This window comes from Rothia sp. HMSC073B08, from assembly GCF_001812975.1.
GTDB classification, from domain to species: Bacteria; Actinomycetota; Actinomycetes; order Actinomycetales; family Micrococcaceae; genus Rothia; species Rothia mucilaginosa.
The window spans coordinates 31,742-50,946 of the sequence record NZ_KV811084.1; the positions used below are offsets into that span (position 1 = coordinate 31,742).

Genomic DNA, 19,205 nt, shown 5'->3' on the forward strand with positions numbered 1-19,205 from the left:
CGCGCGGGATCAACCATCCCGCAAGGTTCCCGTAACCTCCATCGCGCACCACGGTAGGCGACGACAGAAGAACGGGAGCTTATGACCGTTTGACACGCACAACGCCCCCTCGTACAGGTATACAAAGGCGCACGCCATGCGATCTTCCGGAAGTTTATTCGGAAGAGCTCCCACGCCGGTTCCGTTGAGAAAAACAATTCGGTGTGGTTGCCTCCCGATGGTGAAGCACATCAACATCGTGTGCCGCATAAACCGCGCAGTTTAGTGCGCGCAGATGCTGCGTCGAAAACTATCCAAAGAATGCAGTCCACGGAGTAGTCTTCCAGCTTCAAATGGCAGAAGCTTAAGGGTTTGATGTGAGTGCTCGGATGGTCCGAATCATGTCGCTCTCAACGGAACCGGTTTATCGGTGATGGGAGCTCCTGTAGATAAGAATAACCTTAAATCACCCCTGGAGTAAACCTTAAACCAATAATTTAACCTTATTGTTATAATTCCTTGTCATAAAGGTATTGACGGGTGTTCAATGTGTTCTGGGTAACCCCTCAGAAGGTCCTCATAACTCTTTGGTCTGTTTGGTGCTCTCCACCGTTATGAAACCGTGATAAATCATCCCCGAAAACTTGAAGAATCGGGTTCCAAAACGGTCCCGCAAGTGACTACCGCGAGGGCTTGTTGAGAGGGTCTTGAAGGCGCGCTGAGAGTACAGTCATAAAACGTCATCTTGTCACGGAAGTTATCCCAGAGAAAACAAATTAAACCCCCTGCGTGCGCTGTGGCATAATCAGTATCAACATCGTGCTCCGGGGTCGGTGAAATTCCGAACCGGCGGTCACAGCCCGCGAACCACTCTCGCAGGCAGGCAAAAATCGTACGAATCTTCGCATCCGCACAGGATGCAAGACTCCGCTAGAGAAGCCCGCCCGCAAGAGAGGCCGAACCGGTGAAAATCCGGTGCCGACAGTACAGTCTGGATGGAAGGTAGCACGAGCAGAAAAAGGCAGGAGCGCACTCTGTCGAGCCGCCCGAGAAACCTTGGGACAGCTTGCATCGCGCACCCAACGCAGTTGTTTCAGAGAGCATCAGCTTTCTGTGTAGCAGGGGAGAGGCACCTTTCGTAGGTGCCGGTACGTTATTCCCCTCGATCGCAGTCTCTGATTTCAGCCACGGTTTTCAGCCACGGTTGGCTGAATCGCCGCTCCCGCCTCACCACGGATACCGGCCATCCCATAAATCGGGCACCCCATAAGATGCCCGCGGTAGCCGCCCTTTTCTGTTCCTCTCCCCGGAGCCGCCGCAGATGCGCACCCAGCGCATCCGACACACGGTCCAACTCAGAGAGGAAAGAAACAATGGACATCTTGCGGTGGCTCTTCGACGCACAAATTCACGTGGGGGATCAGTCCCTCCTCGTGCGCGAAGTTCTCGGAAACGCATTCGGCCTGGCATCGGCGCTCGGCGGAATGCGACGCAAAGTATGGGCGTGGCCCGTCGGCATTCTCGGCAACCTGCTGCTCCTCACCGTCTTCCTGGGCGCCCTCGTCGGCAGCCCGCACCCCGTCACCATGCTCGGCCAGGCAGGCCGCCAGATCATGTTTATTGCCGTGTCCATCTGGGGCTGGCATCGTTGGCGTGCAACCCGCGCCGCCGGTGGTGACGCCTCCGAAGGTGCCGCGGTGATCCCCAAGTGGGCTACCAACACCGAACGCGCAGGCCTGGTTGTCGCCATGGTCGCAGGCACCCTGCTACTCACCCCCATCTTCCGCGCCCTCGGCTCCTACGAACCCGTCTGGTCCGACGCCTGGATCTTCACCGGCTCGCTGCTCGCCACCTACGGCATGGCGCGCGGCTGGGTTGAATTCTGGCTCATCTGGGTTGCCGTCGACCTGGTCGGCGTGCCGCTGCTGTGGAGTGCAGGCTACTACGCGACCTCCTTCATGTACGTGTTCTACGGGTGCTTCACCCTGGTTGGTTTCTTCGTCTGGTGGCGCACCCGCAACCTGGAGGCGCAGAAGACCCAGGTACAGACCCAGTTCCCCGACGTGACCGTTGAAGTAACCGACGTGCAGAAGGGCCGTGCATAAATGCCGCAGAACCCCTCGCAGCAGGTGCTGGCGAGCGCGCACCTGCCCGTAACCGTCACCCCGAGCGTATCTTCGCCGCGCAACGATGTGGACTATTCTGCCGCGGAGTACGGCCACCTCGCCGGGCTGCTCGCCGCACGCACCCTCCAGCTGCCCAGCCCCGAGCAGGAGCTCAGCCACGCAGAAGCCATGACCCTGGCACTGCAGGCGGCACGCCAGGGTATTCGCGGCGCGAATCCCCTCGTCGGCGCCGTCATCACTGACGCGCACGGGCACCTGCTGCACGTGGGCTACCACCGAGGCGCAGGCACCCCGCACGCCGAAGCAGACGCCCTCGCCGCCGCCCGAGCCGCGGGAACCGACCTCACCGGCGCCCGCATGTACGTGAGCCTCGAGCCCTGCAACCACACCGGACGCACCGGCCCCTGCTCCCACGCCGTCGCCGAGGCGGGCATTAGCGAACTCTACTACGCCTACAGCGACGACACCGAAAACGCAGCCGGAGGCGCCGCCTACCTGCGCTCGCAGGGCGTCACCGTGCACGCCATGGAGGAGTTCGCGAACGCATCCTACCTGCTGAACGAGCGCTGGTTCATTGCCGCCGCCGAACGCCGCCCCTTCATTACCGCAAAGAGCGCCTCCACCCTGGACGGGTTCATTGCGGCAGCTGACGGCACGAGCAAGTGGATTACCGGCCCCGCCGCGCGCATTGACGGGCACTTGATTCGTCACCGCGCCGACGCCGTCATGATCGGTACCCGCACCACCCTCATGGACGACCCGACCCTGGACGCGCGCGACGCCAACGGGGAACGCTTCGAGAAGCAGCCGCTGCGCGTGGTCATGGGCAAAACCGAGATTACCGAGAACTACCGCGTGCGCGGCCTCAACCCGCCGGAAGGTGTGGAGTCGGACCCGCAGAACTTCCTGCAGGTCTTCACCCACGACCCGCGCGAACTGCTCGATGAGCTGTACGCTCGCGGGGTGCGGCACCTCATGATTGAGGGCGGCCCCGGCATGGTCGGCCTCTTCGCCGGTGAAGACCTCATCGATGAGATGGTCTGGTACCGCGCCCCCATGATCATGGGGCAGGGCAAGAGCGCCGTGTACCGTCTGCTTGTGGACACCCTCGCGCAGGCACCGCGCCTGCAACTGGATGATTTGGGCATGTTCCCGGCGGTGCGCGTGCTCGGCAACGACACTGCAACGCACCTGGTGCCGGCACCTCGCGGAACGGCGCAGGAACCGGGTGAGCGGCGTACCCTGCCGAAGCTGGACGCCTGCCACGCGCCCGAACCGAGATTAGATTAGCCGAGGCTGGACTAGCATCCGCTTGGGCTAGTCTCCCTTGGGCTGAGCGCGGGCGGGGGAGTAGCACCTCAAGGCCCCCGCCGGCGCCCGGCTAATTCATGCCGGCTGGTTCGCATACTGGCACAAAAGCTCCCCGTCACGGGGAATATTCGAAAAATACGTATAGTTATACCGACGAACAAACCATCGCCGCCCGTCGCCCTCAACGACGACGCCCCGGCGGACACGGCGAGAAAAGGAAAGCACACATGTTTACCGGAATCATTGGCGCCCTCGGCACCGTAGAATCCATCACCCCCATCGAAGGTAGCGACGCAGCCTACCTGACCCTCAACGCCGGTGACATTGTCGCCGACCTCGAACACGGCGGATCCCTCGCCGTCAACGGTGTATGCCTCACCGCTATCGACCTCGACCAGTTGCAGCCCGGCCAGTTCCGCGCCTACGCGATGGGTGAGACTCTGCGCCGCACCAACCTCGGCAACCTGAACCCCGGCGACACCGTCAACCTGGAGCGCTGCCTGCCCGCCGGTGGCCGCCTCGACGGTCACGTCGTGCAGGGCCACGTGGATGCGGTCGGTACCCTCGCATCCGTCACCGCGCACGAGGCGTGGAGCACCCTGCGCTTCAACCTGCCCACCGAACTGGCACCCCTGCTCGCTGAGAAGGGCTCCATCGCTGTTTCTGGCGTGTCCCTGACCGTCACCGCGGTATCTGAGCCCGGCGAAAGCCCCGCATGGTTCGAGGTCGGCCTGATCCCCGAAACCCTGAAGGCAACCAACCTCGGCGCCCTCAAGGTTGGCGACAGCGTGAACCTTGAGACCGATGCGCTCGCTAAGTACGTGCAGCGTCTGACCGCGTTCGCTGGCGTGCCGCAGACTGCTCCTGCACACTCCGGTGAGCAGGTTGCGCCGCGTCGCGCCGACGCTGCAAGCGTCCTCGACAGCGTGCAGACCGCAGTGGACGCTATCGCTGCAGGTCGCGCCGTGGTCGTCGTTGACGATGAAGACCGCGAAAACGAAGGCGACATCATCTTCGCCGCCGAGCACGCAACCCCCGAGCTGATGGGCTTCATGATCCGCTACACCTCCGGCGTGGTCTGCGCACCCCTGAGCAACAAGCGTGCCGACGAGATGAACCTGCCGCCCATGGTCACCAACAACGAAGACCCCAAGGGCACCGCATACACCGTCTCCTGCGATGCGGCATCCGGCGTGAGCACCGGTATCTCCGCGGCGGACCGCGCCCGCACCGTGCAGATCCTCGCGGATGCAGCCTCGACCCCGGCGGACATTACCCGCCCCGGCCACATCTTCCCGCTGCGCGCCGTTGACGGCGGCGTGGCGGAACGCCCCGGCCACACCGAAGCCGCAGTGGAACTCTCCCTCGCGGCGGGCCTGTCCGGCGTGGGCGTTATCGCCGAGGTCGTGCACGACGACGGCTCCATGATGCGTTTCGACGCACTGCGCGCCTTCGCCACCGAGCACAACCTGCCCATGATCTCTATCGAAGACCTCATCAAGTACGTAGCTAAGGCGTAGGAGAACGCATGAGCGAAACCCCTAACACCCAGGCAACGCCGGGCACTCCCGCAGAGCTGAGCACCCCCGCGGCTGTCACCTTGGCAGAGCCGGGCACCCCCTCAGCGGACACCTTGGTCGAGTCGGTTGAGGCGCAGGCTGAAGAGCTCAGCGCCGAATCCCTGCGCATCGCCTCCCAGCTCGCTGAAGGCTACCGAGTCAGCCCCCTCGACATGGTGCCCAACCCCAGCCCGCTGCTGGTCGAAAGCACCGAAGAGGTCGCCGTACCCACCCCGCAGGGCCTGTTCGGATTGCGTGCCTGGCGATTTGCGGACGGCGCCGAGCACATCAGCGCCCGCGCCCTCGACCGTGACGGCACCCCCGTACCCGCCGAGGACGGGGGAGCGCCCGCGGTACGCATCCACTCCGAATGCGCCACCGGCGATATCTTCGGTTCCTTCCGATGCGATTGCGGCCCCCAGCTGGAGAACGGCCTGCGCATCCTCAGCCGCACCGGCGGGTACCTCATCTACGTGCGCAACCACGAAGGACGCGGCATCGGCCTGGTGAATAAGCTCCGCGCCTATGCGCTGCAGGATGCCGGTCTCGACACCCTCGATGCGAACCTGGCGCTCGGCCTGGACGGCGACATGCGTGACTACTCGCAGGCGGCACTGATCCTGCAGGAGCTCGGCGTGCATGAGCTGAGGCTCGTGACCAATAACCCCGCCAAGCAGGAGGCGCTCGAAAGCCTCGGCCTGCAGGTTACCGAGCTCATCCCGGACGAAATTCCCGCCCGCGTTGAGAACGCCCACTACCTGCAGACCAAGCGTGAGCGTATGCGCCACGTGCTCAAAAGCGCGTAGCGGAACCCCGGCAAACAATCCCGGCACACTAAACTTTTCAAAACCCAAAACCCACAAGGAGAACACTATGAGCGGCGTAGGCGCAGCAGACACCACCCTCAACCCCGAAGATTACAAGGGCTTCAAGCTCGCAATCGTAGCGGCAAGCTGGCACACCCAGGTCATGGATGGCCTCATCGATGGCGCACAGCGTGCAGCACGCGACGCAGGTATCGAGCCGACCCTCGTGCGCGTACCCGGCACCTTCGAGTTGCCCGTCGCAGCAACCCGCCTCGCAGAGAAGTTCGACGCAATCGTCGCGCTCGGTGTGGTCATCCGCGGCGGCACCCCCCACTTCGACTACGTCTGCCAGGGCGCAACCAACGGCCTGACCGACGTGTCCGTGCTGACCGGTCGCCCCATCGGCTTCGGCGTGCTCACCTGCGACAACGAGCAGCAGGCACTCGACCGTGCAGGCCTGGAAGGGTCCAACGAAGACAAGGGCTACGAGGCGACCGCGGCGGCACTGCAGACCGCAGCAACCCTCAAGCAGTTCAGCAACTAACACGGCTGAACGGTACGCGGCTCAGTTTCACGAAGAGAACTATCGGATTTTCGCCGTGGAACTGGGCCGCAGCACCGGTTAAACTGAAACAACGCGCGGCACTAGAGCTACATCGAGTCACAGTGTGCCGAGCCCCAGCGCCAGAACGCCATGAGGTGACAGCGCACTGACGCGCTAACCTCCGGCTCGGCATACCTTGCTGACTAGGCTCAACACCCGCGCCGACATGCCCTAAGCTGGCATGCCCACACTGTCATGTCACGACTGTCATGTCACGCAACGGCAGGTCCAACCCAACACCAAGGAGTACAGCAATGCAGGATTTGGGCACCATCACCCCCAGCCTCGAAGAATTCCGCGCCCGCGCAGCCGGCACCCGCGTCATTCCCGTACACATCAAAATCCTCGCCGACTCACTCACCCCCATCGGCATCTACCGATCCCTCGTACTCCAAAACGACCAGGGCGAACCCGTCGAAGCAGCCCACGGCACCTTCCTGCTCGAATCCGCCAAAATCTCCGCAGAAGGCGAATCCGCAGCCTGGGACCGCTACTCCTTCATCGGCGCATCCTCCCGCTCGACCCTCACCACCGTTGACGGCGCAGTCCACTGGCAGGGACGCACCCCCGCCGGCGCACCCGTCGACGGCGATCCCGTAGAGGCCATCGCAAAGACCCTGCAGATGCTCTACACCGAACCCGACCCGACCCTGCCGCCGCTCACCTCCGGCCTGGTCGGATACCTCGGCTGGGACGTCGTACGCCACTGGGAGCACCTGCCCTTCCCGCCCGCCGACGACGTGAACCTGCCCGAATTCGCGCTCAACATGGTCTCCGACATGGCAATCCACGACAACAAGGACGGCACCGTCCTGCTCGTCGCCAACGCCATCAACTTCAACGGCACTAGCGAAAACGTTGACGGCGCCTACGAGGACGCCGTCGCGCGTTTGCACAGCATGCTCCGCCGCCTGCAGCGCGGCGCCACCGCAACCACCTCCACTCTCTCCGGCGTGGCGGACATTGACCGTAAGGTCCGCGAAGACGTCACCCTCACCTGGAGCGAACAGGGCTTCAAGGACGCCATCGACCGTTCCAAGAAGAACATCATCGACGGCGACGTCTTCCAGATTGTGCTCTCACGCCGATTCGAAGCCGAAACCAACGCCAAGGCACTCGACGTGTACCGTGTACTGCGCCAGTCCAACCCCTCGCCGTACATGTACCTCTTCAACTTTGAAGACAGCAACGGCACCCCCTTCCACATCGTCGGCTCCTCCCCGGAGGCGCTCGTCACCCTCAAGGACGGCATCGCCAGCACCCACCCCATCGCCGGTTCCCGCCCGCGCGGCGCAACCCGCGAAGAAGACCTCGCACTCGCCGAGGAACTGCTCGCCGACGAAAAGGAACGCTCCGAACACCTCATGCTCGTCGACCTGGCACGCAACGACCTCTCACGCATCGCCAAGCCCGGCACCGTGTCTGTCGACCAGTTCATGATCATTGAGCGTTTCAGCCACATCATGCACATTTCCTCCGCCGTCAGCGCCGAACTCGACCCGCAGTTCAGCGCCTACGACGTGCTACGCGTCGCCTTCCCGGCAGGCACCCTCTCCGGCGCGCCCAAGCCGCGCGCCATGCAGCTCATCGACGAATACGAACCCACCCGCCGCGGCGTCTACGGCGGCGTATGCGGCTACTTCGACTTCGCCGGCAACATGGACATGGCAATCGCCATCCGCACCGCCGTACTCAAGGAAGGCACCGCCTACGTACAGGCAGGTGCGGGCCTCGTCATGGACTCCAACCCGGACTCCGAAACTCTCGAAACCGTCAACAAGTCCGCCGCCCCGCTGCGCGCCGTGCTGACCGCCTCCGGCCTGGCACCCCTGGACGCAGACGCAGCCGTCAACGCCACCAAGTAACCCAAGGAGACACCATGAGCACCGTTCTCGACGAGATCATTGTCGGCGTCCGCGAAGACCTCGCCGCCCGAGTACAGCAGGTTCCCCTCGAAGAAATGAAGAAGCGCGCCCTCGCAGCCGCCCCCGCCCGCGACGCGCTCGCCTCCCTACGCGGTGAAGTACCCGGCGGCGGCAACGGCTCGACCGCACGCATTATCTCCGAGGTGAAGCGCTCCTCACCCTCCAAGGGTGCGCTCGGCGAAATCCCCGACCCCGCCGCGCTCGCCGCACGCTACGAAGCAGGTGGCGCCGCTGCAATCTCGGTACTCACCGAACAGCGCCGCTTCAACGGCTCCCTCGCCGACCTGGACGCTGTGCGCGCCGCCGTGAACATCCCCGTACTCCGCAAGGACTTCACCGTTGACGAATACCAGATCTGGGAGGCACGAGCACACGGCGCCGACCTGGTTCTGCTGATTGTTGCTGCCCTCGATGAGCAGACCCTGCGCGAGTTCCTCGAACTCACCGAATCGCTCGGCATGAACGCCCTCGTCGAAACCCACACCCCCGAAGAAATCGAGGTCGCCCAGCGCATCGGCGCCAAAATCGTCGGCATCAACGTGCGCAACCTCAAGACCCTCGAAGTCAACAACGAGCACTACGCATCCCTCGCAGCGCACCTGCCCGGCTCTGTCATCAAGGTCGCCGAATCCGGTGTCGCCAGCATCGAGGACGTACGCGCCTACGCCGGTGCCGGTGCCGATGCGGTCCTCATCGGTGAAGCACTGGTACGCTCCGGCGACCCCGAAGGTACCGTGCGTGAATTCTCCAAGGTGCCTGTGACCCGATAAAGGTTTTCTCTGGTTGTGAAGCCGGTGTCTGCTCCCTCGCAGGCACCGGCTTTTCTGTGGTCTTTTAACAAGCCACCAGGTGCCCTGTGACGTAAATCTATGGGTAGATTACAGATGGAGAGTTTGTTATACGTGCCTGGTGGGTTAGTGGCTGATATTCTATGGGGGACATTTCACTAAAGTGCAGTGCATACCCCCCGGTCCGTGACCCATGACATACTCTAAAAAGTCTGGGAGTAGCGCCGAAACACACCAACTATTTCACTCATTCATACATACGGAACACCATGGCTGAACATCATGGACGGGTCGTGCCGTCCTTCAACTTACGTGACTTTTTTTATGGCTTCCTCTCCGGTCCTGTACCGACTCTAGAAGCACTCCGAACCTCCACAAAGAGTGGAAGCGGAGACTCTCCCTCCTCTGGAGCCGACGCCAACCGACCTGAGCTACTGCCCGCTCGCCGAACCTGGATTCCAGCCCTTATCATCTGGGCTGTAGCATGTATCCTCCACCTGGGTATGTTCTCTATCGCTCTTGAACAGCACAGGACCCACCCGCTCATTGACTTCGGTCAGCACAATGACCTCCTTGGGTTCCTGAACAGGTGGGACGCTCTGTTCTACGAACGCATTTATACCGAATGGTATCCTCAGAACCTGCCGCTCCGCGCTGACGGGTCTGTGGATTACAATGCTTGGGCTTTCATGCCGTTGCAATCCCTTATTGCCGGTGGAATCGCCAATACGTTCGGTATTGAGTATCGCGTCGCAACACTTGCACTGACCCTCGCAGCGGGCTTCGCTTTGGCTTACGTACTGTATCGCCTATTCATCGGCTGCCTGAACTGGCGTGACCGCGGCGTCTTCGACACTCGTGCGTTCGTAGGGGATGAATCCCGCAACCGCTTGGCGCTATGGGCTGTTGCCGTGTACGCATTCAGCATGGCCAGCCCCGTGTTCATTACCGGTTATGCTGAGGCACTGTCCATCCTGCTCATTGCTTTGAGCGTGTGGTGTGTGCTCCGGGGACGGTATGTATTGCTTCTGCCTGTGGCGCTTCTAGCGGCTCTTTCCCGCCCTGTGGGCGTGCCCCTCGGAGCCTTTGTTGGTTTGTGGTGGCTGTGGTGTACGGTGAACGACTATCGTCGCCGTCGTATCGAGGATGCATCGCACTCTGCGCTATCGGATGCGTGGGCTGCCTTCCGCGGACGCTTTGGACAGCTCCTCAGCGCTCTGCTCGTCTGTTCCTTCGCGTTCGTACACCCCCTGCATGCCGCCCTATACACGGGTCGTATAGACGCCTACTTCGCAACAGAACTGGGCTGGTCTAAGCGTAAACCCAGTGAAGGACACCAATACATTATCCAGTGGATCAACCAGCATTATCACTACTTCGGCGGAATGATTCCTAAGATTGTTGTGGCAATCTTATTTGTGGTAGCAATGATGGGCTTCTACTACTGGATTTCCCGCAAATTCAGCCGCACTCTCATCCACCCCGCCCTTTGGCTGTGGACCGCTTGCTACATGGGATACCTCTTCGTCTTCTGGCTCCCGATTTCTTCTACGAATCGTATTCTGTTGCCACTGTTCCCGCTGGCACTGCTGGTAGCGGCATATTTGCCGAAGAGCCGATGGTACCGCCCCTCGCTAGTGGCATTTGGGATTCTGATTTCTATTCCTTGGGTCCTACTACTCTGGGGAGACCCCGCGATGATGGGCAATATTGTGCTCGTCCCCTAAATATCAAATGGTAAAAAGCCGGTGCCCGGTTCCTGCCACGCAACAGGAACCGGGCACCGGCTTTTTACTTATTAGAGAGCTTTTAGCGGCCCGTATAGTCCGCGTCCGCAATATCCTTCGGCCAGCGCGCCTTACGGAACGGCGCCCACGTGAACGCCGCCGCCACCAACAACAAACCACTCATAATGAACGCCGGAACAAAGCCCCACGCATCCGCAATCATGCCAGCCACCAGCGGACCCAAAATCATACCGAAATCGCTACACATCTGATACACCGCCAACACCTGGCCACCACTGCGACGAGTACCAATCACATCAGACACCGCAGCCTGAATCGACGGACCCATAAACGCCGCACCAATACCCAGACACGCCGTCAACGACACAAACACCCACGCCACCGGCGCGAAACCCATAAACGTCACCGCAGAACCCGCCAACAGCAGACCCGAAAACGCCATCACACGGCGACCAAAACGATCCGAAAAACGACCCGAGAACGTCTGCGTCAACGCATTACCAAACGAGTTCGTCGCCATCGCCAACGAAGCCAACAGGGTACCCGCCACCGAATTCGACATATCGCCGCCAGTCGCCAAATACGCCGCCGCCAACGGAATAATCGACGACTGCACACCAAACACCGACCAGCCAATCGCCCAGTTCGAAACCAGCGCAGAACGGTAATTCGAGAACTTCAACGCGTCACGAACCGTCATCGCCGGCAGGTCGCTCTTACCCGCAGCACCGCCGGATGCAGCAGGCTTAGCCGCTTTGCCGGATGCGCCAGCCTGAGTGTCAGCAGGGGAGGGAGCCGCCGACGGCAACACCCCGGTGCCCTTACCTTCAGCCAGCGCCGCCGCCTCCATAATCGCGTCGCGCTCCGCCTCCAGCGCCGCCTGCGAAGGCATCAAGAACCACACAATCAGGCCCGCCGCCAGCAGCGAAAAACCATACACAATAAACGGCGCACGCATACCAAAGGGCGCCAGGGCGCTCGCAATCACCGGGCCCAGCAGGTTACCCAGCAGGAACGCTGTCGCATAATAGCCCGAAATACGGCCACGCATATGCGCCGGGGACAGGCGCACCAGCAGGCCCATCGCGGAGACCGTGAACATGACCGAGCCGATACCCGCCACCGCACGCGAACCCAGCAGCACCCAATAATCCCAGGCAAACGCAATCATGAACGACGTCACCGACACAATCAGCATGCCAATCGTGTACACCGGACGCTCACCCCATCGGGTAATCATCTGACCCGCCGACGGCGCGAAAATCAGGCGCGTAATCGCCAACGCAGAAACCACCATCGTCGCCATAGTGACCGTCGCGTTAAAGTTCTGCGCATAGTTCGGCAGCACCGGCGCCACCAAACCAAAACCCACCGCAATCATGAACGAGGCAGCAATCAGAACCTTCAAGCCGGTCGGCACACGGTTCGGGTCAATCGTGCGCGGGTCAAAAACAGGCGGTGTTTTGGCAGGGTTCCTCATGTTCATCCTCGAAATCGTGCGGTGCCGTGCGGCAGCCGCGGGCCCCACCCGCAACTGTCAACCATGTGTTCGGCTAAAAAACTTAACAGTGTCCAGTCTACTCCGCCGACAGCCGGGCATGCGCGTCACCTCGACCAGCCAAACCGCCCAAACCGGTAAGCTAGTAGTGTGAATGAAACGATGATGATGATTTGCGCGATTGTGCTGGGTGTACTGGTTATCGCCGGTATACTTTTCGCCGTTCTGCGCCGACCCAAGAAGACCGCGGACCTGCAGTCTTTGCGCCAGGAGGCGGCTAAGGCCTCCGGCGGTTCGGCGGAAGAACCCGAAAGCTCGGCACCTCGCGCTATTGAACTTGATATGCCCGACCCGTCCGCGGGTCGCCTGGTGCGCCTGCGCGCCCGCCTGGCACGCTCCAACAACATGCTCGGCAAGGGCCTGCTGGCTCTGCTCTCCCGCGACCGCATCGACCAGGACGTCTGGGATGAGGTTGAGGAGACCCTGCTGCTTGCCGACCTGGGTTCCGAGCCGACTACCCGCCTGGTGGAGGCGCTGCAGCAGCGCGTGCGCGTTGAAGGTACGAGCAACCCCGCCGCCGTGAAGAAGATGCTCCGTGAGGAGCTCGTGAAGATTGTTCGCCCCGACATGGACCGCGAGCTGAAGACCGCCGGCAGTGACGGCAACCCCGGCGTGGTGCTGGTCGTTGGCGTGAACGGCGTGGGTAAGACCACGACCGTCGGCAAGATTGCGCGCGTGATGGTTGCTGACGGTCAGACCCTGCTCCTGGGCGCCGCGGATACGTTCCGTGCGGCCGCCTCCGAGCAGCTGACCACCTGGGGTGACCGCGTGGGCGTGAAGACCGTGCGTTCTGAGAAGGAAGGTGCCGACCCCGCATCCGTCGCGTTTGATGCCGTGAAGGCTGGCAAGGAGCAGGGCGTCGACACCGTGCTCGTGGACACCGCGGGCCGCCTGCAGAACAAGTCCGGTCTGATGGATCAGCTCGGCAAGATCAAGCGCGTGATCGAGAAGGAAGCGCCGGTCACCGAGGTTCTGCTCGTTATCGACGCGACCACCGGCCAGAACGGTATGGTTCAGGCGAAGGTCTTCGGCGACATCGTGGACGTCACCGGTATCGTGCTGACCAAGCTCGACGGCACCGCAAAGGGCGGCATCGTGGTCGCTATTCAGGAGGAGCTCGGCGTTCCCGTCAAGCTCATCGGCCTGGGTGAAGGCCCGGACGACCTGGCACCGTTCGACCCGGAAGCATTCGTGGACGCGCTGCTGGACTAACATCCTTATACTCCGCCGAGAAGCCACATGGGTTGTGAACACATGTGGCTTCTCGGCGGAATTGGTCTGATACATTTTGAGGACGCACAGAGAAGCCTCGAGGGAGTGTAGAAATTACACCCTCTCGAGGCTTTGTCGTTTATACGCTCACTGGTAGAACAGGACGTCGCGCTGTGATGACTTCAAAATAATGTTGAGGTACGCGCGACTTCTCTCTCAATATCTCAACTGGAATGCCTGACTCCTCGATGAGACTAATCGCATGAGGAATTAGGGACGGTTCTTCGAGAGAAGAAATAAGACCTGGTTCCTTAGCGCGCCATCCGTTACGAGAAACGGTAACCATTGCGTTTCGGTAGGCATCGTCTGAAAGGCGGCCCAGTTCTTTAGCCCTATACAGAAGAGCCTGCATACTGATGCCCCAATATTCCTTAAGCTCCTTCAGCTTCATCCAGCCTTGACCGTTCATGACTGTAGGCAATTCATCCTGAATGCATGCACTTGGTGCCAAAAATTCTGCGGCAAATGCATGAGCCTGAGCCTCAAGAACCTTATGACCAGGATCAGCATCAGCATGCATTACTAGGTGGCCTAGTTCATGGGCGGCATCAAATCGTTGACGGTAGTAATCACCCTTTGTCGGGTTCAGAACTACTACTGGAGCCTCGCTACCAAAAGTGGAGTATGCATCAATTGCTGCACTATGGAATGGTGCAAAGACAACGACGATACCATGGTTCTCCATGGCGCGGACAACATGTTGGACAGGCTTATTTCCTAAACCCCAATCTTTACGAACCTGCTCAGCTGCTAGACGAGGAATCTCAGAACCGGGAAGGTCAGAATCAGTCAAGATGCTGGGAAGTACCAGGTCCGGGAAATCGACGTACTCATTCATTGTATGTACAACATCCTGGACAACCTGCGTATACGCTTGAGCCTGGTTGCGGCTAAGCTGAGTTGTCGAGCGTAAGGACCTAAAGTGAGGTGCGCCAGAAATTAATGGGGCTTCTGAGAACTGACTTTCAAGAAAAGATGGAGCAACGCCAAGAGTTAGAGCTAGTGCGTAGACATTATCTTTAGTTGGGTTTCGGTTACCCGATTCCCAATGAGTAATAGTGACAGCGCTAACTCCAAGACTCCTAGCCAAATCGCTCTTGCGGACACCTTGAAGTTCTCGAGCTAACGTGAGCCTCCTTGGGTCAAAGGAGAGTATGGGGGAAGAATCTTGTACAGACATAATGCTTTCGCGGACAAAGAGTGTGGTGTATGAGTCATAACAGCTCCTACTCGGCTGCCTTCTTCAGCTTAACATGAGCGTCAGGAACTGCCGGGGCCTCAGGATGGGTCGTAGACTGAACTTCTTCCTGCGCGGAATCGATGGCGGCAAGGAATTTCGGCGATGCTGCATGATCGAGTACATCAATGGTCCATACCCAAGGGCTCTGGTTGCGACGTTCGACCGGAGCAGGTAGACCAAGGGCAAACTCCTTGAGTTCACCTTCGGGGGAAATATTATACGCTACTACCAAAATGGGGAGACGCAACGGCAAATCTTCGACGAGATCATCCAACCCCGGAATATCGAGAGTGTCCTGAACGTAGTGATTCGTTGCTGAAATAATTCGCTTTTTCGTACTGCTCTCCCAACGAATCTTGTCAATGCCACCGAAGCGGTTAGCGCTTTGCATTACCAGGGAGCAACAGGTGCTGACCTCCCAATAGGGCATGTTCTTGTACGAATCACTGCGGTAAAGACCACGCCGACGGCTCAACGCAGTGAGAAGCGGATATGCTTCCTGCGGAAGGTCAGTTGCCAAAGCGTTGAGATTCTTAGTGATAGGTTCATTTTGAAATGAGACAAACTTATCACCGGTAAGGGTGACACGATTAAGATTTTCAGCAACAAGCTCGTAGTGGTTCATGCCCTTGCTGGCGTTCCGTGCATGTTCAGGGTAGTCCGGGTTATTCGCCGCAAGCTGGATAATCTTTGCCGCAGTGGCCAGAGTATCCAAAACCCCGAGGTCTTTAAGCCAGTCCTCCATGACCTTCTTGTTGCTATAGGGAGAGTGGGACATTATTAACTCCTTTGAAAAATATTGTTTGAAAATTAACTAAATAATACACTGCGATTCTATCATTAACAACTGATGGGTGCTTATATGTGTCTATGGCGGGTATGGTGAAGGCGATAAAAACACTCCAAAGCCCATAATGACGATGGGCAGCACACGATGCGGGGCTCTGGGATATTCTGAATTTAGAAGATGCGTAGAAAGAAGGCGCGCCGGCCCTTCAAGCGGCACCGCGCATCGCACACCATACAACCCAGCTCACCCCGAACCTCAGCGAAGGAGCCACCATGGCAGCCACCCTCCCCGGAACCCTCCCCAGCGCTAACTACCGACCCACCTACCGCTCCAACGGTGCGTGCGATGACCTCGCCGCACTCGTTGCACCCTACAGCCTTTCGCGCGCCCAGCTGGCTGAGGCTACCGGCATTGCCGACGAGGCTGCCGTGAACAGCTGGATTGAGCAGTGCCGCCCCGGCCTCGCTGCGGATGCTCCCGTGCCCCTCGAACCCGTGCTGCGGTACCTGGACGAAAGCTACCTTCCCGACCCCGCAAACTGGCCCGGCGACAACGCCTACGACGAGTTCATTCTCGAGAACATTGCCGCACGCATGCTCGCACGCGTTGTTGCTGAAACCTTCGGCGCTGACCGTTCGGGTAACTACCGTGAACTTCTCGCACTCGTTGCAACCCTTGTGCTGATTGCCCGCTGCTGGGCTGGCACCGATGAGGCTTTCCTGACCCTGCTCAACGCCGAGCCCACCGCGGAAGAGGAAGAGTACCTGCAGGAGGCTATCGCGAACGCCCCCGAGCCCTTGCACCCCCTCCTGACCGAGCTGCTGCTGCCCGCCCTGCGTGAGGCGCGCGGCACCTTCACTGCCGCTGAGGCGCAGCTGCTCACCGGCTACGCGCTTGCCGCCGGATACTACGCGGGCGAGCATCCCTACGAGACTCTGAACGGCATCCACATTGCATTTGCCGCGGATGACCGCGCACTGCCCGATGATGAGCTGATGAGCCGTGTTGAGGACGTCCTCAAGGCTAATTTCCAGGCTGCCCAATCGGAAGCCGGCGCTACCGAGAACCCGGAGGCGCACGAGTTCACCCTGCCCGGCGACCAGGAAGGCTACGAAACCGCCGCACACCTGATTGCAGCTCTGCCCCAGGCTCATGACGTTATCGCTTTCAGCGCCCACCCCGGCGAAGGAACCAGCGCGCTCGCTGACGACTGCCGCGCCGCCTTCACCCTGTACCTGTGCTATCTGCTCCTCGGCGATGACGAGTCTTCGGAGCAACGCGCCGCTGAGCTGTACCGCGCCAGCCGTGAGAACTAGGTTTTCGCGCCCTACTTTGATTCTGTAGACACCTTGCCCGCAGACGCTAAGAAGCCACATGTGTTCGGAACACATGTGGCTTCTTGCGGTTAATGGTGGTGGTGGGTGTGGTGTGGTGGGATTATTCTCAACGGTGACTGTGCACGGCGAATTTACACAGCTACGGGCTGTTCCGCGCGAATCGCGCTGTAGGTCGCGTCGCTGACGGTCACGCCGTACTGGTTGGAGGCGAGGCGCAGAATCTCCTCGACGGTGTAGATGCGGAACACGCCGCCTCCGGTTGCCTTAGCGTATTCACGTAGCAGCTGGCGGTTCGCGAGCTGGTGTACGGGTTCGCCACCCGATGCGGCGCGTACCTGCTGACCGTTGCGTAGCCAGGTGTCGCGCACACCGCCGGTGACAAAGACGCAGTCGGTGCCCTTCACGCGGGTGGTTGCTTCGGTAACGCACTGGTTCCAGAGCGCGAAGTCGGCGTCAAAGCTGGCGTTAGCGAGTAGCGGGTGGCCTTGTGCGAGGGCTTCGCGGCACTGCTGTTCATGGCGTTCGGGGCTGGGCGCGGCACCCACGTGTCCGGTGAAGATGCGGTTCAGTCGCGGCAGGATCGTGTCGTCTTCGCGGCGTGCCACGTTGATTGATCCGGTGTCGGTGGTGGGTTCGAGAATCCGCATGATCTGTGCGATGGAGTGGTCCAGCTGGTGCGTGACGGAACGCAGCGCACTCCAGGGGGAGTTGCGTTCTTCGGGCAGGGTTTCTTTGAAGGATGCGAGCGCTGAGCGGACGCGTTCTGCGGCGGCGGGCACGGGGGATGCGCCGTCGAGTGCTGCCCAGAATTCTTTGAGCGCCTGGTGAGGGAGAAAGGCGTGTCCGCGGAGCTGGGAGTAGGCGCGGAGGATTTCGTCGCTAATGTGGGTTGGGTAGTTGTAGAGGCTTGCAAGCGCGGTGGAGTCGAAGGCGACGAGAATTCCGGGGTGAATGGAAGTCAGCGGGGCGCGGTCGAGTTCCTTGTACTCGACGAAGTCTGAGTACAAGGTGCGTGCTTGACGGGTGATTGGCATGAATCCCCTCCGGGTATCGAGTATGGTCGGTCAAATGCGAGTGCCGGAGAAGTCGAGGAGAATAATCCATTCCAGTGTATCGGCCTTCTTTGGCAGGTGATGGAGTTTCGGTATAAATATTTTGTTTATTACGTTTGTATCTAACCCGATGATGCGTTAGTGCATGTCAGAGTCATTTTCGGGTCTATGTTTTAGGTGTGAATTTCGCCGCGTATGTCTATGTTGTGAGGGTTTTTCTTTGTGGTTATGAGCAGTATAGAACAAAAATATGCATTAAGGTGCAAAATTTGTGTGGTGGCGCCCAAAATAACGTCAAAAACCCTTCCCACCTGCATATAGGATGCATGTAACACGCGGGGGACAAGGCGAGAAAGTAGATGAACATTTATTCCCTCCTGTAGACTTTAAGTGATTCAAATTTGATAAAGGAGAAGAGTAATGTCAGAGCTGACCACTCAAAATCAGGCGGAGGAGCAAGGTCCCGCTCGCACCGTCGTCGTGGCAGAAGATGAGGCATTGATTCGCCTCGACATCGTCGAAATTCTGAAGGACCAGGGTTTCGATGTTGTTGCAGAAACCGATAACGGCAAGACTGCTGTCGAGCTAGCACAGAAGCACCGCCCCGACCTCGTCCTCATGGATGTGAAGATGCCGATTATGGACGGCATCACCGCAGCTGAAGAAATCGCGAAGGAGCAGATTGCTCCCGTCGTTCTGCTGACTGCATTCAGCCAGAAGGAACTCGTTGACCGTGCCGTTGAGGCAGGCGCTATGGCGTACGTCGTCAAGCCGTTCTCCCCGAACGATCTGGTTCCCGCCATTGAGGTGGCGATTAGCCGCTACGAGCAGATTCGCGCACTCGAGAAGGAAGTGGGCACCATCCGCGACCAGTTCGAGACCCGCAAGCTCGTTGACCGCGCAAAGTCGCTGCTCATCACCAAGATGAACCTGACCGAGCCAGAAGCATTCCGCTGGATTCAGAAGACCTCCATGGACCGCCGCTTGTCCATGCGCGAAGTTTCCGACACCATCATCAAGCAGCTCTCCTAAGCACAAGACGTGCAAAGTACGTGACAGTACAGGTACGAATGCACGCTACGGCGAAGACTAGGAATCGCCGCTGAACAC

The 19,205-nt window shown here is 59.9% G+C and carries 15 protein-coding genes and 1 riboswitch; of the genes, 11 read left to right on the plus strand and 4 right to left on the minus strand.

The features are described from left to right. Positions 1–794: 794 nt before the first annotated feature. Positions 795–992, plus strand: a riboswitch (FMN riboswitch). A 360-nt stretch (positions 993–1,352) separates the two neighbouring features. The 8 genes from pnuC (at position 1,353) to HMPREF2884_RS07245 (ending at position 10,825) form a co-directional block, all read left to right on the plus strand. Then, positions 1,353–2,084, plus strand: a complete 732-nt coding sequence (gene pnuC / locus HMPREF2884_RS07210; RefSeq protein WP_049337701.1) for a nicotinamide riboside transporter PnuC — start codon at positions 1,353–1,355, stop codon at positions 2,082–2,084. Continuing rightward, positions 2,085–3,395, plus strand: coding sequence for a bifunctional diaminohydroxyphosphoribosylaminopyrimidine deaminase/5-amino-6-(5-phosphoribosylamino)uracil reductase RibD (gene ribD / locus HMPREF2884_RS07215; protein ID WP_070616434.1), 1,311 nt, complete (start codon positions 2,085–2,087; stop codon positions 3,393–3,395). A gap of 248 nt (positions 3,396–3,643) precedes the next feature. Next, entirely contained in the window at positions 3,644–4,936 is a 1,293-nt protein-coding gene (ribB, locus tag HMPREF2884_RS07220; protein WP_070616436.1) for a 3,4-dihydroxy-2-butanone-4-phosphate synthase, read from the plus strand. 8 nt (positions 4,937–4,944) lie between these two features. Further along, positions 4,945–5,781, plus strand: coding sequence for a GTP cyclohydrolase II (locus HMPREF2884_RS07225; RefSeq protein WP_141753517.1), 837 nt, complete (start codon positions 4,945–4,947; stop codon positions 5,779–5,781). A 67-nt stretch (positions 5,782–5,848) separates the two neighbouring features. Then, complete coding sequence (gene ribH, locus HMPREF2884_RS07230) at positions 5,849–6,325, plus strand: 6,7-dimethyl-8-ribityllumazine synthase (protein ID WP_005506244.1); 477 nt, start codon at positions 5,849–5,851, stop codon at positions 6,323–6,325. Positions 6,326–6,639: 314 nt separating this feature from the next. After that, positions 6,640–8,250 carry an anthranilate synthase component I gene (locus HMPREF2884_RS07235; protein ID WP_070616439.1) on the plus strand — a complete coding sequence of 537 codons (1,611 nt, stop codon included), beginning with the start codon at positions 6,640–6,642 and terminating at the stop codon, positions 8,248–8,250. A gap of 14 nt (positions 8,251–8,264) precedes the next feature. Next, on the plus strand, positions 8,265–9,080 hold the full coding sequence (gene trpC / locus HMPREF2884_RS07240) for an indole-3-glycerol phosphate synthase TrpC (RefSeq protein ID WP_005506242.1): 816 nt from the start codon (positions 8,265–8,267) through the stop codon (positions 9,078–9,080). Between the two features lie 521 nt (positions 9,081–9,601). Next, complete coding sequence (locus HMPREF2884_RS07245; RefSeq protein WP_141752107.1) at positions 9,602–10,825, plus strand: hypothetical protein; 1,224 nt, start codon at positions 9,602–9,604, stop codon at positions 10,823–10,825. Between the two features lie 82 nt (positions 10,826–10,907). On the opposite strand, the gene HMPREF2884_RS07250 is transcribed toward HMPREF2884_RS07245, so the two are convergent. Then, positions 10,908–12,326, minus strand: coding sequence for an MFS transporter (locus HMPREF2884_RS07250; RefSeq protein ID WP_070616443.1), 1,419 nt, complete (start codon positions 12,324–12,326; stop codon positions 10,908–10,910). A 180-nt stretch (positions 12,327–12,506) separates the two neighbouring features. Here HMPREF2884_RS07250 and ftsY point away from each other — a divergent pair, with 180 nt between their 5' ends. Continuing rightward, positions 12,507–13,616 carry a signal recognition particle-docking protein FtsY gene (gene ftsY / locus HMPREF2884_RS07255; RefSeq protein ID WP_070506468.1) on the plus strand — a complete coding sequence of 370 codons (1,110 nt, stop codon included), beginning with the start codon at positions 12,507–12,509 and terminating at the stop codon, positions 13,614–13,616. A 139-nt stretch (positions 13,617–13,755) separates the two neighbouring features. Here the strand turns inward: ftsY and HMPREF2884_RS07260 are convergent, their stop codons facing one another. Then, entirely contained in the window at positions 13,756–14,856 is a 1,101-nt protein-coding gene (locus HMPREF2884_RS07260; protein WP_070616444.1) for an XRE family transcriptional regulator, read from the minus strand. Positions 14,857–14,902: 46 nt separating this feature from the next. Next, positions 14,903–15,694 carry a hypothetical protein gene (locus HMPREF2884_RS07265; RefSeq protein WP_049342755.1) on the minus strand — a complete coding sequence of 264 codons (792 nt, stop codon included), beginning with the start codon at positions 15,692–15,694 and terminating at the stop codon, positions 14,903–14,905. Positions 15,695–15,978: 284 nt separating this feature from the next. Here HMPREF2884_RS07265 and HMPREF2884_RS07270 point away from each other — a divergent pair, with 284 nt between their 5' ends. Further along, the gene (locus HMPREF2884_RS07270) at positions 15,979–17,022 is read left to right on the plus strand and encodes a glycosyltransferase (protein ID WP_070616447.1); all 1,044 of its coding nucleotides are present in this window, start codon (positions 15,979–15,981) and stop codon (positions 17,020–17,022) included. A 152-nt stretch (positions 17,023–17,174) separates the two neighbouring features. Here HMPREF2884_RS07270 and HMPREF2884_RS07275 read toward each other — a convergent pair whose 3' ends face one another. Continuing rightward, entirely contained in the window at positions 17,175–18,077 is a 903-nt protein-coding gene (locus HMPREF2884_RS07275) for a PIN-like domain-containing protein (RefSeq protein WP_070616449.1), read from the minus strand. Positions 18,078–18,515: 438 nt separating this feature from the next. Between HMPREF2884_RS07275 and HMPREF2884_RS07280 the strand changes: the two genes are divergently transcribed. Beyond that, positions 18,516–19,127, plus strand: a complete 612-nt coding sequence (locus tag HMPREF2884_RS07280) for an ANTAR domain-containing response regulator (RefSeq protein WP_005509159.1) — start codon at positions 18,516–18,518, stop codon at positions 19,125–19,127. The last annotated feature ends 78 nt before the right edge of the window (positions 19,128–19,205 follow it).